The sequence below is a fragment of the Streptococcus sp. HSISS3 genome (assembly GCF_000448605.1).
Classification (GTDB): Bacteria; Bacillota; Bacilli; order Lactobacillales; family Streptococcaceae; genus Streptococcus; species Streptococcus raffinosi.
On record NZ_CM002130.1, the window covers coordinates 1,136,780 to 1,154,527 of the forward strand.

The 17,748-nt window shown below is 40.0% G+C and carries 10 protein-coding genes and 1 pseudogene; all 11 read right to left on the reverse strand.

Going from position 1 to position 17,748, the window contains the following annotated elements:
- Window positions 1–3,752: pseudogene (locus tag HSISS3_RS05325) on the reverse strand (CshA/CshB family fibrillar adhesin-related protein); the annotation flags it as partial.
- A 1,318-nt stretch (window positions 3,753–5,070) separates the two neighbouring features.
- On the reverse strand, window positions 5,071–5,577 hold the full coding sequence (locus HSISS3_RS05335; RefSeq protein WP_042771863.1) for an EXLDI protein: 507 nt from the start codon (window positions 5,575–5,577) through the stop codon (window positions 5,071–5,073).
- 247 nt (window positions 5,578–5,824) lie between these two features.
- Window positions 5,825–7,327 carry a pyruvate kinase gene (gene pyk, locus HSISS3_RS05340; RefSeq protein ID WP_021145523.1) on the reverse strand — a complete coding sequence of 501 codons (1,503 nt, stop codon included), beginning with the start codon at window positions 7,325–7,327 and terminating at the stop codon, window positions 5,825–5,827.
- A 70-nt stretch (window positions 7,328–7,397) separates the two neighbouring features.
- Window positions 7,398–8,417, reverse strand: a complete 1,020-nt coding sequence (gene pfkA / locus HSISS3_RS05345) for a 6-phosphofructokinase (RefSeq protein ID WP_021145524.1) — start codon at window positions 8,415–8,417, stop codon at window positions 7,398–7,400.
- A gap of 91 nt (window positions 8,418–8,508) precedes the next feature.
- The gene (locus tag HSISS3_RS05350; protein ID WP_021151978.1) at window positions 8,509–11,619 is read right to left on the reverse strand and encodes a DNA polymerase III subunit alpha; all 3,111 of its coding nucleotides are present in this window, start codon (window positions 11,617–11,619) and stop codon (window positions 8,509–8,511) included.
- A gap of 151 nt (window positions 11,620–11,770) precedes the next feature.
- Window positions 11,771–12,556, reverse strand: a complete 786-nt coding sequence (locus tag HSISS3_RS05355) for an L-threonylcarbamoyladenylate synthase (RefSeq protein WP_021145527.1) — start codon at window positions 12,554–12,556, stop codon at window positions 11,771–11,773.
- Between the two features lie 96 nt (window positions 12,557–12,652).
- On the reverse strand, window positions 12,653–13,243 hold the full coding sequence (leuD, locus tag HSISS3_RS05360) for a 3-isopropylmalate dehydratase small subunit (protein WP_021145528.1): 591 nt from the start codon (window positions 13,241–13,243) through the stop codon (window positions 12,653–12,655).
- Window positions 13,244–13,252: 9 nt separating this feature from the next.
- Complete coding sequence (gene leuC / locus HSISS3_RS05365; protein ID WP_021151979.1) at window positions 13,253–14,635, reverse strand: 3-isopropylmalate dehydratase large subunit; 1,383 nt, start codon at window positions 14,633–14,635, stop codon at window positions 13,253–13,255.
- Between the two features lie 30 nt (window positions 14,636–14,665).
- Complete coding sequence (locus tag HSISS3_RS05370; protein ID WP_042766989.1) at window positions 14,666–14,947, reverse strand: DUF1294 domain-containing protein; 282 nt, start codon at window positions 14,945–14,947, stop codon at window positions 14,666–14,668.
- 4 nt (window positions 14,948–14,951) lie between these two features.
- Window positions 14,952–15,989 (reverse strand): 3-isopropylmalate dehydrogenase, encoded by a 1,038-nt coding sequence (gene leuB, locus HSISS3_RS05375; protein ID WP_021151981.1) that lies wholly within the window; start codon window positions 15,987–15,989, stop codon window positions 14,952–14,954.
- A 12-nt stretch (window positions 15,990–16,001) separates the two neighbouring features.
- A complete protein-coding gene (locus tag HSISS3_RS05380; protein WP_021151982.1) occupies window positions 16,002–17,564 on the reverse strand; it encodes a 2-isopropylmalate synthase in 1,563 nt (520 codons plus the stop codon).
- Window positions 17,565–17,748: the final 184 nt, after the last annotated feature.

Below are 17,748 nucleotides of genomic sequence, written 5' to 3' on the forward strand. Positions count from 1 at the left end.
GGATATCAGTTGACTCAGCTGGTGTTGCGGTTGGACTTACTGGAACGATTTCTGGTGTGTAGGTTGTAGCCACCTTGATACCATTCGAGCTTTCAGCTTGAACCTTAGCCGGTGTAACAGCACCTGTATATGATTTATCAGTCGGTGTGAAGGTTACTGTTCCAGTTGCTGGATCAATTGAGAAGTTACCGATTTCAGTTGTACCGTCTGCTGCATATGCTGGGGTTGTACCGGTTACTTCGTTCCCATCTTTATCCAAGAGTTTGTAGCTATTGTCTTTGATGGTAATAGCCTTATCTTGACCGTTGACTTGAACAGTTGTGCCAGCAAAGGTTGGCGTACCAGTTTGCGTAGCACCTTGAATATCCTTAGATTTAGCAGATTGAGCTGTTGGAACAGCTGCTACAACTGTTGGTGTGTAAGTCGCATCCGATGTGATTGTTGCAGTCTTACCGTTTTCATTAGTAATGGTTGCAGTTGCTTGAACGGTCACGCCCTTAGCAGTTCCGACAAAATCTTTTTCTGGAGTAAATGTAACTGCTCCAGTCGTTGGATCGATAGTATAGCTACCTTCTCCCGCTACAGTTACAGTTGCATCATCAGTCGGTTGACCAGTTGTTGGATCCACCAATTTCTTGCTTGTGATTTGAGCTGTCTTGTCATTACTTAAATCAAAGGTTGGTGTTTGTGTTTGAGGAACGTTCTGAACATCTGCAGAAACTTTATTTGTAGGAGTAGCCGTAATTGGTGTTACTGTTGGAGTGTACTTAGCAGTCGCTGTCTTAACGTACTCATCACGAATCGTACATCTTTATCTCGTCCAACAGGAGCAGACAAGGTCACCGTTACGCCATTCGCACTGCCTGTAAAACCAGGTTCTGGAACGAAGGTCACTTTACCAGTCGTATCATCGATAGTGTAAGTTCCTTCTCCTGCTACCGTAACAGAAAGCGCATTTGTCGGTTGACCAGTTGCTGGGTCTACCAATTTAGCAGGATATAGCGCACTTGGAGTGATAGCAACCTTATTACCATCTAGGTTAGTTCCTACTACGTTAAAGGTTGGTGTACCAGTTTGGGTTGCTCCTTGCACATCGGTAGACGTCTTGCTTTCGCCTTCAATATCTTTCGGAGTAACCGTTGGGATGTAAAGACCGTCCATGGTATTGATGGCCGTATCGACATTAGCTTCCATGTCAGGGAATTTAGTAGACCAACCTGTATCATAGCCATTGGTATCTGTACGGCGGATCGAAATACCATCCGCTGTTCCTAGGAAGTGATCTTCAGGAATGAACTCAACATCCACTGAAGTCCCGTTTGGAGTGATCTTATATTTCCCTTGACCAGCCACAGCATAATAGCCATCTGCTCCAGGTGTTACGACTTGACCAGTACGGTTGTCCACTATCTGAGGAGCAACAGTTTCGTCAATCTGAGCTACAGCTGTACGGCTATACTTGTAGAGACCACGAGCCGTAAAGGCAACCGTTGCCGTTTGTTTTTCGCCTTGAAGGCCAGACGTTGCTTTGACTTCTCCTTTTGGTGGGTGAGTAACCTGAGTTCTGAAATCTTCAACTTCCCCTGAGAAAGCCATTCCTGTAGGGCTTTCGATTTGAACAGCATCCTTAGCAATCCGGACACGTACGCCTAGTTCATTGACACTTGGATCGATATAGGTTTTGCTCTTGGTGAATCTTAGAGTAACAGAACCATCCTTGGTAATAGTAGCCAACTCAGAACGTTCATCTTCATCAAAGGTGCCATTTTGGTTAAAGTCAATCCAACCATAAATATTGGCTTGAGGCGCCCCATCTGTATGAGCTTCAAGAGTGATGGTGTAGTTCCCTGGATGCGTACGGTCCATCTTGATCATCTCATTGGTTGTCCCTTTGAGCTCAGCTGGGAGCAATTGATCAATTCCTTCATCAGCTGTCGTTGCCTTGTCATCACCAAACCAATCAAGTGCATTGTTTTCATCCATATCTGGGCTCAAGTGACCAAGATAAGGTTGGTTGACTTTTTTACCTGTGATCCCATCAACGGTTGCGATAGAGTGGATAGCCTTACCATAAGACTCTGGTGCATCCCCTTCATCAAGCGGGAAGAATCCAAACATAGCTGACTGTTTCCCACCTGAGACGATATAAAGACCAATCTCAGAAGCCCCCTTGGTCATAACAAGGGGAACAGCAACATCACTTGAAGAAATATTTGGCCCGAACACTCCTGTTCCGAGACCCCCAGTTGTTAAATCGGCACTTCCAAAGTACTTCCAAGCAACCGCTTTTTTATCCGGTCCGACTTGATTTGAACGTCGAAGTTGGTCAAGGTTCGTCCTATAGAGATTCATGCCATTTATATTAGTGGAAGGGCTTGAACCAAATAAATTATCTGTATTTTGTGGAATATAAGTTTTCGTATTTTTATTATTGTTCTTTAACCATTCCCCAATGTGTTGCCAACCTTCTCCGTTTGTGGTGAACATAACCAATTCACCAGGGTTAGCGGACTCACCATCCGCCATGACAATGGCAGGTTTGACCACTTTTCCACGGAAGGTCGCAGAAATTTCAAACTGGACCCCAATATTGCCACCGTCAAACTCGGAACTGATGGTTGTTTTTTAGTACCAGTATTGATGCCTTCTTTTCGTATTTCTGTCCATTGGTTTTGAGCTTCGGCAATAACTTTGGCTTCTTCACCAGCACTGAAAGCTGCTTTGGTATAATTTGAAGTAGCCCCATTCACATAACCATTTCTAGCATTGGGGTCATAGGTAGCCTTTTCAGCTTCTGTCGCTCCTCGGTCTTCCAAGCGCTTTTTGTAGATTTCTGTCGCTTGGAAAGGTTTTAAAGATTTAACTTTGATGGTTACCACATAGCCCGGCATGATTTCTTTGGTATAGGTAGACCCTACTTGAAGGGCAAGATTCCCACTCGATGTTGTGGTTGTTCCAGTCCAGTTGGCTGTATCACCAAAGTCCAACCAAGAGATTTGGCTGGCCAAGTCAGTAGCTTTGATATTTGTTGTGAAACCTGGTTTTGCTTCTTTAGGAGTTGAAGTGGCATCTTGGACATCATCTCCGATGAGGTTTGGATCATTTGGATCACCAATAGAACGACGACTACGACGTTTGCCAGAAGTTTCAGCTGTCACTACTGGTTGTTCCACTACTGGAGATTCAACCCCTCCAGAAAGGGAGTTACTACTAGAAGCCTCTACTTCAACGTTCATATTTTGCGCTTCAGATGCTGAGGCTGAGGCTTGTGATTCAGAAGTGGCTGCTAAACTAGATGCTGTCGTTGAAGCGCCAGTCGTGCTACTAGCTACATTCACAGTACCAGCAACACTATTTGAAAATTGTACAGAACTAGCTGATGTCTCCGAAGTAGAAACAGCTGCCTGAGATGTTGCTTCACTAGAAGCTGGTGTCGTTGATGCTTCAGAGACTATTTGGCTAGCTGTTGAAACAGCTTGAGACTGACTATTTGCCTCAGAACTAGATAAAATATTTGCGACTTCCATCGAAGCTTGAGTTGCAACAGTATTTTGAGACTGTGTCCCTTCACTTGCTACTGCAGTCGTATTGGTCACATCTTCTACTTGGGTTTGGTTGCTAGTTTCATCAGCTGAAACTTGATTTGCAACACCAACCATAACAAGAGTTCCCAACAGAACCGAACAAACTCCTACATTCAATTTACGAATCGAAAATCGACTAATTCGATCATTAAATAAATCTTTACCCACTTTGGTAATCCTCCACATTTATGCATTTAAGTATCTCACCCCTCAATGAGATTAAAAGTATTCAAAAATACTAATCGTTATACATTCTAACAAATTTCCTAATATTTGTGGGAATATTTGCTCATATTTTCAAATATTTTAAATTAATCTTAAATCAAAAGCAACAAATATTGCTAATACAGCATAAATATAATGTTTTTCCGGGTTATATTACCATACCTATGTATAACTATCATTTTTTAGAATTATCTGTAAAAAGAAAATCAAGATTTCATTATTTTCGATATTACGTTTTCAAAATGGGAGTTTTATGGAAACTATTAAAATTCAAAAAATTCCTTATTTTTTCATAAGGTATCCATTCCGAATAAAGCTAAATCGTTAACAACACTAAATAAGATTAAACTACCACACTTCTGGAATAAAAACCTCACTTACTTAACGAATAGCTAATCACTATTTGTCTAAAATAACCCTAAATCTTTAAAGAAGTTTAATGACTCTAGAGATATAGAGCCACAAAAAACAAAAACAGAGCCGCAAGAAAGTTAATTCTTGCAGCTCACCATAGCAAAATGGAACCACTCCATGAGAGTGATGCTACTAAGATATTCTGGATAAATAGAATTTAACTTTCTCGCAATGGGCGCAACAATACCATACATACTGGTAATGCTACTTTTTTAAGATTATTTGCAAGAAAAGTTAATCATCCTTTCACCCCCACTTAAAATATATTTAACTAAATAATATCAAGAAAGCTCTATATCATCAAGTTGTGAACGTGATGCTGGATAGCGTTACTAGATGTAGATGTCAGGATTTTGCCCCCAAAATAGAAAAAATATTAAAATTTGTTTTATTCCGGCCTGTTCGCGATAGGCTTTGATTTTAGTAATCAGCGCCATCTCATACCCCCTTACTGCCCATGATGTAAAATAATACCACCCTTAGTATGGTTACTTCGTATATATATTGCCCCTTAGTAGCGTAGCCCTTATATGCGGTTCAATAATTTTTGCTGATCACAAGCTGAGAAATGATCTCAATCCCGTCAACGGAATAATGATATTCTACAATTTCGGTATGAACAGACTCGTCTAAGAGTCGCTCCGCTTTTTTTAATATCAATTTTTGAACATGATTTACATTAACCGCGAGGAGAAAGACGATAATCCCGAACACTAGACAAATATACCATAGCAATATTAATTAAAGCTTCCTTCTTTTCATCTCTGAAATCCATATGATATATAAACACAAAGCTATCTCATTATTTGCTTGTTATAGTTCTATAAATCTAGTATTTATACCTAATCTAAATATCCAAAAACTCATAAGGCTTTTCCGAAAGAGAAGATTCGCAGCACTCAGCAAGATACGCATCCTTCTCCTTTAGGCTCTCTATGTTCGGATATACGTTTAACACTCTGTCCCCCAGATTCCAAAAATCATGTGACCAAGACTGCGGGTTTTCCCATACGTGTGGATTTCCTTTCGCCCAATTCGGAAGCTCCTTGCGAACCTTGGTTGCCACTGCAAGCTGCCCTTTTGCAGTTTTATAAATCGTGTCAATCCTTATTCCACCGTCTACCGGACGTTCTACACGAGTAATCTCCATACCATAGAACATTACCTTTCTTCTTACCCCTTTTTCATAGAGATTTAACTCAATCTTGTCATATCCTTCGCTTTTGTTGCCTTGAACACTTAGAAAGTCCTGAAGTGCCTGTATCACAGCGGCAGAAACACTTCCGGCGTACTTGGCAGCATCATCAAATAAGTGTAGATCTGCTTCTGCAACATAAATATTTTTTGTGGCCATAACCATACCTCCTTATTTTTGTAACTTGTATCTGAAGTATATCATCTATATGATTATAAACATAATTATAATTATATAGAGTTATTTTGTCAAGATAGACTTTCTTTCCATCATTATGATGTTGAAGACTGTGATTCTTCACTGATACTGGGAGCCTAATATCAAAATGCAATATACAAAGTTCTTCGTTTTTGAACAAAAAAAGAAGACCCCTAGGACCTTCTTTCTATTTAAGTAGAAACTCAAATTATTTGACTGTGCGGATACGCATAGTGTTTGTTCCACCTGTACCTACTGGAACACCAGCAACGATAACAATGTTATCACCAGATTCTACAAGACCTGAATGCAATGCTACTTTTTCAGCAACATCAAACATGTCATCAGTTGAAGCAGGTTTTTCAGTAACTACTGGAATAACACCCCAGTTAAGCATCAATGATTTTTGAGTAATTTCATCGAATGTTACTGCCAAGATGTCAGCTTCTGGACGGTATTTAGAAATCAAACGAGCTGTGTTACCAGATTCAGTAAGTGCAACGACAAGTTTGATATCAATTGAGTTAGTAGCATCTTTAACTGCAGATGCAACAACTTCAGTCTTGCTTGAACGACCAAATGTTGATGAATCAAGACGACCATACTCTTTAAGAAGAGTTTGTGCATTTTTATCAATTGTAGCCATTGTACGAACTGATTCTACAGGATATTTACCATTAGCAGATTCACCTGAAAGCATTGTAGCATCAGTACCATCAATAACTGCGTTAAATACGTCAGATACTTCTGAACGAGTTGCACGAGGTTTGTCAGTCATTGTTTCAAGCATGTTAGTTGCTGTAACAGCAATCTTACCTGCAGCATTGACTTTTGTGATAATCATTTTTTGGTAAACTGGAACCATTTCAAATGGAACTTCGATACCCATGTCACCACGTGCAATCATGATACCATCAGCAGCTTCGATGATTGAATCAATGTTTTCAATACCTTGTTGGTTTTCGATTTTAGCCAACAATTTAACATGTCCATTACCAGTTTCTTCACAGATAGCACGAACTTCTTGTACGTCTTTTGCAGTACGTACGAATGAGATAGCGATGAAGTTAAGACCTTGTTCAAGACCGAAACGGATATCGTCATTATCTCTTTCAGCAAGTGCTGGGAATGGGATTTTAGTGTTAGGAATGTTAACACCTTTTTGTTTAGCGATGATTCCATCGTTTTCAACATCAACGACGAATTCACGTTTTTCAGCATCTTTTTCTACAACACGAAGACCAAGTTTACCATCGTCAACAAGAACTTGTTTACCAACTTCAACATCATCGAAAATGTCAAGTCCACCGGCAACGTTCAAAGCGATAACGTCGCGAGTTGATTTGATACCTTGTTTAGTAGCAACACGAATTTGTTCACCAGTTTTGTATGCATACTCTTTAGCATCACCTTCGAACAATTCAGTACGGATTTCAGGTCCTTTTGTATCAAGAAGGAAACCTACTTTTTGACCAGCAAGTTCTTCGGCCATACGTACGACTTCCATACGTTCACCTTGCTCAGCGTGGTCACCATGTGAGAAGTTGAAACGGAAAACGTTGGCACCTTCCTTGATCAATTGAGCAATGTTTTTAGCAGATGCTTCACGGTCAAGTTTTTCACCCCAGTAACCATCTTCACCAAATTTTTTGCCGCCACGGATTTCAACCGCAGGACCAAGTGTTGCAACGATTTTTACACGTTTATTCATGATAAATAAAAACTCCCTTATATTTTTTGTCGCATTAGCGACGGATTAACAATAATTAATAGAACCGCTATTATTTCAAGTTAGCTAAAGAACGATTGAGGTCTGCAAAGTCAAGACGTGCTTTGTGAGGATTGTTGACGATAATTTTACCGTCTTCAGTAAGACTGAACAAAGCTCCTTCTTCTGCTGTACCAAGGATTGGGCTTTCAACAAGCTCTTCATTGTGGATACCAACAGCTACACCACCAATACCTTGTTTAAGGAGGTCAACCGCATGTGCACCCATCCATGAAGCAAGAACACGGTCACGCGCAGTTGGTGAACCACCACGAACCACGTGTCCAATGTTTGTTGCACGAAGATCTGAAGTATCTCCAGCTTCTTTCATTTTAGCTGCAAATTCTTCAGCACCCATGACACCTTCAGCAAGTACGATAACGTGGTGAGTTTTAGCACCTGATTCGTAACCTTCTTTAACTTTACGTACCACTTCGTTGATATCATACTCTTCTTCAGGTACGATAATTTGGTCTGCACCTGCAGCAATACCAGCCCAAAGAGCGATATCACCAGCGTTACGTCCCATAACTTCAACGACAAAAGTACGTCCGTGACTGAAAGCAGTGTCTTGAATCTTATCGATAGCTTCTGTTGCTGTTGCAACAGCAGTATCAAAACCAATTGTGTAGTCTGTACCAACGATATCGTTATCGATAGTTCCTGGAAGACCAACAGCTGGGAAACCATGTTCAGTCAAGCGCATAGCACCATGGTAAGAACCATCTCCACCAATAACTACTACACCTTCGATTCCATGTTTTTTAAGTTGCTCAATACCTTTAAGTTGACCCTCAAGTTGGGCAAACTCAGGATAGCGAGCAGACTGAAGGAAAGTTCCACCACGGCTGAGGATGTTGTCTACGCCTTTGGCATCAAGTTGGAAGATATCTCCTTCAACCATACCAGCGTATCCACGGTTAATGCCGAAGACTTCAATTCCTTCAGAAATTGCTTTGAGAACAACTGCACGAGCGGCAGCGTTCATACCAGGGGCATCTCCACCACTAGTCAAAACAGCAATACGTTTCATTATTCCTGATACTCCTTTTATATATTTAACATTATCATTATAACACAAACAATTCTAAATAGCTTGAAATTTGAAAAGTTTTACCAGTTTTTTATCTTATAACTGTTTTTAGAGTATATTGGGCCAATTCTTTTTGCAATTCTACCTCATCAGACACCCTAAAACGTTGACTGGCTATTGTTTCCTTACTTTCCTGATAACGGATGATAACAGGAATGTTACCCGGATACTTGGCTAGAATTTTGGAAATCTCTAAGTCCTTTTCATGATTTTCAAGTAAAATCCAGAAACGTTCCGTACTAGCTTCTTCCATATTCGCCAAAACTAATTGGATTCTCCCATCACGCTCCTGAGTTCGTCCCTCAAGATAAAAGAGACCTCCTTCTTTTAACTTATCCTTATGATAAAAATAGGTTTCCGGAAAAAGCGTCACATCTAGCTTGTTTATACCATCAGAGACACTCAGAAAAGCCATTTGATCACCTTTTTTTGTTCTGATGATTCTAATTGATTCTAGTTGAACCAATACTGTGGCTTTACTATTTACTGTCAAATCTGAAATGGGCTGGTAAGGGTGCGTAGCCATTTTCTGAGCCAAATGTAAGGGATGAGGACTAAGACCAACACCCAGTAACTCCTGTTCCATATTATAACGGTCTATCTGACTATAATCGTCATAATCCACCCAGGAATAGGACGACTCTGCAAACAAGCTGCCTAACTCATTGACAAAAGTAAAGAGGTTACTTAAATTTCCAATGATTTTCTGACGATTCGTTTCAAAGATATCAAACAAGCCTATGTTGACTAAAGGTGTCAATACCTCTACTTTCTGATATTTCTTGGGAATACGTGTCAAAAAGTCTTCGATAGAGACGTATTTGCCATTTTCCTTTCGATCTTCAATAATCCAAAGAGCAAAATCTCTAGGAAAACCTTTAATGGTCTTTAGACCTAAAACAATTTTGCCATCTGAAATTTTGTCATGAAATGGAATTCTATTGATATCCAGTCTAGCCAAAGAAAAGCCATTTCCAATAGCATCCTTAATGTAATCACTAGACGAGTAATTCAGCATAACGTCATAGAAAACTTGAGGATAGTGGCTTTTGAAATAAGCCAATTGAAAAGCTAAAGCTGAATAAGCATAGGCATGACTCCTATTAAAACCATATCCGGCAAACTTAGCCATCATACTAAAGAGGCGCTCAGCAATTTGTGGGTTACGTCCTAATTGTTGACTGCCAGACATAAATGCCTCAGACATCTTAGACATTTCATTGGCATCTTTCTTAGACATGGCACGACGAAGCAGATCCGCTTTTCCTAGTGTAAAGCCAGCGAACACCTGAGCAATCTGCATAACCTGCTCCTGATAGAGCATAATACCATAAGTTGGCTCAAGGATAGGAGCAACAACAGGATCAATCAGATCTACTTTCTCCTTTCCATATTTACGAGCGATGAAATTGTCTATATAATCACTGGCTCCTGGACGGTTAAGAGAGGTTGTGGCAACCACTTCTTCAAATTGAGAGGGTTTTATACGTTTTAAGAGGTTTATGGCACCCGCTTGCTCAAACTGAAAAATCCCCTTGGTCTTACCACTGGCAAAAAGGGCGAGTGTCTGCGAATCTTCTAAATCAATCGACTTGATATCAATGACGACTCCTTGCTCTTCTTCCAACTTTTCCTTCATTTTTTGAACAAAGGTCAAATTGCGAAGCCCCAGGAAGTCCATCTTAAGAAGACCATTGGCTTCTACGGCAGAGGCATCGTATTGGGTAACCATCATGTCTTCACCGGCTTTTAGAGGGATGTGTTCTGTTAAGTCATCATCACTCATTACAATACCAGCAGCATGGATGGAAGTCTGTCTAGGCTGTCCTTCAATTGCCTTGGCAATTTCAAAAGCCCTCTGGAATTCCGGTCTCTGATTAATCAATTGCCTAAATGACATATTTTTCTTATAGACAGAGGTTAGATTATCACGAAAAGAAATCTTTTTGCTGAGTTGGGACAGTTCAAATTCCTTAGCTCCAAAACGTTTAAAAACATCTCGAATTGCCTGCTTGGCTCCAAAGGTAGAAAAAGTGACAATCTGAGCAGAGTGCATACTGCCATAACGGTCTCTCACATAATGTAGGAACTCACTTCGATAGATATCAGGCAAGTCAATATCAATATCTGGCATAGTATACCGTTCTTCATTTAGGAAACGCTCAAATAGCAAGTCATTTTTAACAGGATCAATACCTGTTATATCCAAAGCGTAGGCAACTAGGCTACCAGCTGCGGACCCACGCCCCATTCCCATATAGTAACCACGACTACGTCCAAAACGAAGGAGATCCCAAACGATTAAGAAATAGTCATCAAAGCCCATTTGATGGATGACTGCTAATTCTTTGTCTAAACGTTCCTGATAAACTGAGGCCGTTAACTCTTTAGTTTCCAAGCCATCTTGGGCTAATTGACGTAATTGATCAACTGCCAGCATGTCACGATTAAAACGGGGAAGCTTCAGTTCTGTGTCAAATTGATAAGTGATGTCTGAAACCAGTTGGTCCAAATTGTTTAAAGCATCTGGAATATCACTAAATGCACTTTCCATTTCTTGAGGCGAGAAAAGAAGCTGATTCATAGGACAAATAGAGGCCTCTGACAAGGAAACATTTTGTGAGATGGCATGCAACATCTGAATCGTCGAGCGATCTACATTATCAAAGTAACGTACTGTATGTAAAGGTAGGACAGGATAATCAAACTCTTTACCCGCATCTTCTGGTCTTACTCCAATAAAGACATCTGATTCAAACGCCATTCCTGGTTCCCACTCTTCACTGGGGAGGATAAGCGCAATCTCATTCAAATAGTTGGATAAAGCCGTAAACTCACCTTGTCCCGAGGAGAGCTCTGTTGCCAACTTCATCAAATTTTTATAGCCCTGATTATTTTTAGCTAAGAGACGAAATGCAATCATTCTTCCCTCGTAGACTAAATTTGCTTCCATACCAATCAAGGGACGTAATCCATTTTTAGTAGCCAGTTGCGCAAAATGATAGGCAGCATAGAGATTATCACGGTCCATCAAACCAAGGGCCTGGTATCCAAGCTCTTTGGCACGTTTGACATAGCTTGGTAAATCTACAACACTATCCATGAAACTATACACTGATTTTGTATCTAATTGGGCAAACATGAGAGCCTCCTTTCAAAATTATTTTTTGTCAAATAATAATTTAGTTTTCTAAAAAAATCAAAGAAACCTATTCAAATAGTATTATATCACAAGTTTTTAAGCATATTAAAAGCAGAACCAGAGGTCCTGCTTTCTTGAAGACATTATTTTCTTAATAATACTCACCTTGACGGTAGTTCCAAGAATTAAAGTGGTCTGAAAGGTGCATCATAATTTTATCTATATCAAGACCTTTACGGATAACTACTGGACATGGTTCTACTGAACGGCTTCCTTCACCTTGTTCAGGAATTAATTTACCGTCTGCATCAACCATTGATACCATAACACCTTGTTCATAACGTGTTTCAACAGTTTTATCAGGCTGAATTGACGCAACGTATTCATCAGCTTCGATGACAAGGTCAACAGCATTTTCAATACGTTCACCAATACCTTCAACCTTACCACGATTACCTTTACCTGAAGGGTTTGCTGATGAAGCGTAAACCATCTTACCTTCTTTTTCCCACATTTCTTTGGCAATTTGCTCACCAGCTTTACCAAATTTAATAACGAAACATGATGTTCCTCGTACATCAGTCATAAGCTCTTCACGTCCATCACCAAATGCTTGGAGTTTTGCGTAAGCATCCTCACGCCACGGAAGAATACATCCAAGAAGAATATCTTCATCCCAGTGCTTTTGATAGAAAGCATCAATTTCAGGAGTCAATTGTGACAATGCACGCAACTCATCCATGCTTCCGCAAAGAACAACACCTGGTTTGTTACGATTACGTTCTTTAGCTTCGAATTTACGTTCCAAACCAGCTTTATCGCTAGTCATAATAATGTAACCAACTTTAGTTGGTGTAACGATACATCCACCTTCACCTTTAAGAATTTCAAAACCTTCTTGGTTAAGGTTACCATCCCATTGGACATGTTTAGTCATAATGTGTGTTCTCCATCTAATTTATAATATATATATTTTATCATGTTCATAGCTATCAGGCAAGCAATTTTCGGAATATTCGAAAATATAAGACTATTACTGCCAATAGCTTGGACGATGTTTTTCGTACTCGGTGATCAAATCCTCATACTGCAGGGTAATCCCTATATCATCTAATCCATTTAAAAGTTTATGTTTCCATTCACCATCAATTTCAAAAGTGAACTCACCAACCGGTGAAATAATCTTTTGTTGTTCTAAGTCTACCGTCACTTCATCAGTAGGTTTTAATTGTTTCAATTTTTGACGTACTTCTATCGGTTGAACAATTGGTAACATCCCATTATTAAGTTCATTATTATAGTGAATGTCTCCGAAGGAACCTGCAATAACAACTTTAAATCCGTAGTCAGCTAGGGCCCACGCAGCATGTTCACGAGATGAACCTGCACCGAAATTATCACCTGTTATTAAAATAGTTGCTTTACGATATTCAGGTCGGTTAAAAACAAAATCAGGATCCTCAGTGTATTTGTTATCTTTATAACGCCAAGCATACATCAAATATTTTCCAAAACCTTTTTTGTCAATCAGTTTGAGAAACTGTTTGGGAAGAATCTGGTCGGTATCAATGTTATCATTCATCAATGGAACTGTCGTACCGGTATAAATGGTAAATTTTTCCATGTTTCCTCCTTATTGTACTTCTGGCATTTGGCGAACATCAACGAAACGTCCGGCGATAGCTGCTGCCGCTGCCATTGCAGGACTGCAAAGGTGTGTTTTTGCTCCAAACCCCTGTCGATCCTCAAAATTTCTATTACTTGTCGAAGCACAGTGGATCCCATCAGGCACTTTATCTGGATTCATTCCAAGACACATCGAGCATCCTGGGTCTCTCCATTCAAAACCAGCATCTTTAAATATCTTATCCAACCCAATTTTCTCTGCAGCTTGTTTAACAGGTCTAGAACCTGGAACCACAATAGCTGTCAAATTAGGGGCAATCTTCTTACCTTTAACAAATCTGGCTGCCAACTGCAAGTCACTCAAGCGAGCATTAGTACAAGACCCAATAAAGATATACCCAAGATCAATGTCTTCTGCTTTTTGACCCGGACGAAGATCCATATAATGGTATGCACGCTCATCATTCATATCTCGAACTTCAGGGAAAGGCGTATCAAAATCTACTCCCATAGATGGATTAGTTCCCCATGTGACCATTGGTGCCAACTCAGAAACATCCATACGAATGACTTTATCGTATTCTACATCATCATCACTAACTAGTGTCTTCCAGTCAGCTACTGCTGCATCAAAATCCTCAGGAACACATTCTCGACCACGCATATAATCATATGTTGTTTGGTCTGGATTCATAATTCCCATTTTCGAACCAAATTCAATTGACATATTACAGATTGTCATGCGTTCTTCCATAGTCAAATGGTCAATTGCCTCACCACGGTACTCTACAACATAACCCACTCCACAAGCAACCCCATATTTAGCAATCAAGGCGAGAATGTAATCTTTTGAATAAATGCCTTTCTGAGGCTTCCCAGTAAATTCTACCAACATCTTTTTAGGTTTGACTTGCCAAAGTGTCTGTGTAGCAAAGACATGCTCAACCTCGCTCGTTCCAATACCAAAGGCTATAGCTCCAAAGGCACCGTGGGTAGCTGTGTGGCTATCCCCACAAACAATAAACTTACCTGGTTGCGTACGTCCTGTTTCTGGACCAACCATATGTACGATTCCTTGCTTATCCGAACCATGTGGCGCATTGTCAATACCAAACTCAATGACATTTTCAGCAAGTTTATCAATTTGTGCCTTAGAAATAACATCTCTAATATCAAAGATATTTACAGTTGGAACATTATGGTCAAAGGTCCCAAAAGTCAAATCTGGACGCCTTACTTTACGTCCAGCATCACGAAGACCTTGAAAAGCTTGAGGACTAGTCACTTCATGAATATAATGTTGGTCCACGTACATAAGTTGAGGTTGCCCCTCATCACCTGTAATTACGTGGCGTTCCCAAAGTTTATCGAAAATTGATTTTCCGCTCATAAAATACTCCAATTATTATCTAAGGATAAACTAATCCGAAAGTTTTGTTAAGATGAGATATAACATAACAAAATCATTTAGCAGGCCCAAAAGCCAACAAAGCTTAAAGTACCATTTCTTAATCTTATGTCTAAACACAGCCCCACCGAGAGAAGCACCAATACCACCCAAAATAAGGGTTTGAAATAATAATGTCTTCTCAGAAATTCGCCGCCTATGTCGAATAGCCTTGTGTTTGTCAAGCCCATAAGCACATAAAACAACGATATTCCATACCAACAAAACAGAAAGTAACACTTGTTTTAGTGTCATGATGTTAGAGATTGCTAATGATAGCTGCTGTCATTTCGGCAGTAGATGCCTGACCACCCAAATCACGTGTCAAGATGCCTTGATTCAAGGTCTTATCAACAGCATTTTCAATCAATTCTGCCCCTTCAGTTTCATTGAAACTTTCACGAAGCATCATTGCTACTGACAAAATCATTGAAATCGGATTGGCAATACCTTGACCAGCAATGTCAGGTGCTGAACCATGAATTGGTTCATAAAGACTTGGACCATTTTCTGAATGACTGGCTGATGGCATAACACCAAGAGTACCTGGAAGGACACTTGATTCATCAGACAAGATATCCCCAAAAAGGTTTTCTGTCACAACCACATCAAAACGAGCTGGGTTGGTAATCATAATCATGGCAGCACTATCAACGAGTTGGTGTTCAAGGGTTACATCTGGAAATTCCAAAGAAACTTCATCGGCAACCTTACGCCACAATTTAGAAGTTGCCAAGACATTCTGTTTATCAATGCTAGTGACTTTCTTACCACGACCTTGGGCAATCTTGAAGGCACGACGCATGATGCGACGAATCTCATCGGCTGAGTAATCATTGATATCACGAGCCTTATCTTCTTTTAAAATATGTTCACCAAAGTAAATACCACCTGTAAGCTCACGTACAACGACAAAGTCAACACCTTCAATACGTTCAGGTTTAAGAGGTGACAAGTGTTTCAAAGCATCAAAGATGCGGACAGGACGGATATTAGCAAAGAGATTCAACTCCTTACGAATGGCCAAAAGTCCTTGTTCAGGACGAACTGGCGCATTGTCATATTTAGGTCCACCAATTGCAGCCAAGAGGATAGCATCTGCTGATTTAGCAGCATCCAAAGTTGACTTAGGAAGTGGATGACCCTCGGCATCAATACCAGCACCACCAAATGGTTTAGCATCAATATCGTAATCAAATCTGATTTTTGAAGCTATTTTATCCAGAACTTCAAGGCCTGCTGCCATGATTTCAGGTCCAATACCATCACCAGAAAGTGTTACAATTTTTTTTGTCATGTTTAACTCCTCTTAGGCTTGTGGAAGGTCACGGTAAGAAACTTTGCGTGCCATTTCACCAGAATTTTCTTTTTGAACAAGCGTATTTGCATTGATGTAGGCAATTGCTGAAGCTTTCAAAACATCAAAGTCCAAACCAGAAGCATTAAAGATAGTATCTGTATCTACATTTTCCACAGTTACGAGTACACGAGCTTGAGCGTCAATACCATCAGTTACAGCATCGATATTATAAGAAGTCAAGCGAACTGTTTGATTGAAGAATTTATCAATAGCATTGAAGATAGCTTCAACTGATCCTTGACCATTTGCCAAGAATTCCACAGACTCACCATCTTCATTAACTAGACTAACTGCTGCTGTGATTGTTTCATCAGCATTAGTTGTCAAACGGAGATCTTGGAAGTGGAAGCCTTCTGGATTCTCAACGTTAGTTCCAGCCACAAGTGCACGAATATCAGCATCAGTAATGTCATGTTTTTTATCAGCCAAGACTTTGAACTTCTTAAAGAGTGGTTTGATGTCTTCTTCCACAAAATCAAGATCAAGTTCTTTCAATTTTTCAATAAAGGCATGACGACCTGACAACTTACCAAGTGGAAGAGAGCTCTTCTTAACTCCCACAAGCTCTGGTGTAATGATTTCGTATGTAAGAGGATTTTTAAGGAAACCATCTTGGTGAATACCTGATTCATGAGAGAAGGCATTACCACCAACAACGGCTTTATTTTTAGGAATCGCAATTCCAGAATAACGAGACACAAGTTCAGCTGTGTTGACTGTCTCATTAAGCACAATATCACTTGTTGCTTGATAGTAGTCTTCACGGATATTAAGTGCTACAGCCACTTCTTCAAGTGCCACATTCCCTGCACGTTCACCGATACCATTCACAGTTCCTTCAACACGACCAGCACCATTTTTAATAGCTGCAAGTGTGTTAGCTACAGCCATACCAAGGTCATTGTGGCAGTGAGGACTAAAGATGATTTCATGGTCTGATTTAACATTTTCAATGAGGTATTTGAAAATATGACCGAACTCTTCAGGAGTTGTAAAACCAACTGTATCAGGAATGTTAATGTAAGTTGCGCCTGCATCAACTGCTGTTTGAACAACTTCCAAGAGATAATCGAGTTCTGTACGAGTAGCATCCTCAGGTGAAAACTCAACCACATCAAAACGTTCACGCGCATAAGTCACATGTTCTTTGATGATCTCAAGAATTTCTTCTTTTGATTTCTTCAATTTGTATTCACGGTGAATAGGACTTGTTGCGATAAAGACATGACATTGAGGGAATTTAGCATCCTTGATAGCTTCGTAACAGGCATCAATGTCAGATTTTACAGAACGTGCCAAGCCAGAAACCGCAGTTGTCGTCATGGCAGCTGAAATTTGTTTCACTGCCTCAAATGAATCTGGACTAGCTGCTGGGAAACCAGCTTCAATTGAAGAAATCCCCCACTTCTCAAGTTGTTTAGCAATGGCAACCTTTTCTTTGATTGAAAAGTTAACACCCGGTGTTTGTTCACCATCACGAAGGCTCGTATCAAGAAATTCTACTTTACGCATAGACAATCCTCTTTCTAAAAATAAAAACAATAGTAGTAAAAAAACATCTCACTCGGAAACCCAAGCGAGATGTTTTTAACTCCCGCTTGGTAAGCCAAACAGGACTAATGCTTTTGCACTAGCCCTCATCACGCAATAGCAAAGTAGTTGTAGTTGCGAATGTCATTTGACTCATTTCCTTTCG

Bases quoted from the DNA above. Each gene is read 5' to 3' on its own strand.
- HSISS3_RS05335 (WP_042771863.1), bottom strand. From the start codon at position 5,577: ATGGCCACAAAAAATATTTATGTTGCAGAAGCAGATCTACACTTATTT.
- pyk (WP_021145523.1), bottom strand. From the start codon at position 7,327: ATGAATAAACGTGTAAAAATCGTTGCAACACTTGGTCCTGCGGTTGAA.
- pfkA (WP_021145524.1), bottom strand. From the start codon at position 8,417: ATGAAACGTATTGCTGTTTTGACTAGTGGTGGAGATGCCCCTGGTATG.
- HSISS3_RS05350 (WP_021151978.1), bottom strand. From the start codon at position 11,619: ATGTTTGCCCAATTAGATACAAAATCAGTGTATAGTTTCATGGATAGT.
- HSISS3_RS05355 (WP_021145527.1), bottom strand. From the start codon at position 12,556: ATGACTAAACATGTCCAATGGGATGGTAACCTTAACCAAGAAGGTTTT.
- leuD (WP_021145528.1), bottom strand. From the start codon at position 13,243: ATGGAAAAATTTACCATTTATACCGGTACGACAGTTCCATTGATGAAT.
- leuC (WP_021151979.1), bottom strand. From the start codon at position 14,635: ATGAGCGGAAAATCAATTTTCGATAAACTTTGGGAACGCCACGTAATT.
- HSISS3_RS05370 (WP_042766989.1), bottom strand. From the start codon at position 14,947: ATGACACTAAAACAAGTGTTACTTTCTGTTTTGTTGGTATGGAATATC.
- leuB (WP_021151981.1), bottom strand. From the start codon at position 15,989: ATGACAAAAAAAATTGTAACACTTTCTGGTGATGGTATTGGACCTGAA.
- HSISS3_RS05380 (WP_021151982.1), bottom strand. From the start codon at position 17,564: ATGCGTAAAGTAGAATTTCTTGATACGAGCCTTCGTGATGGTGAACAA.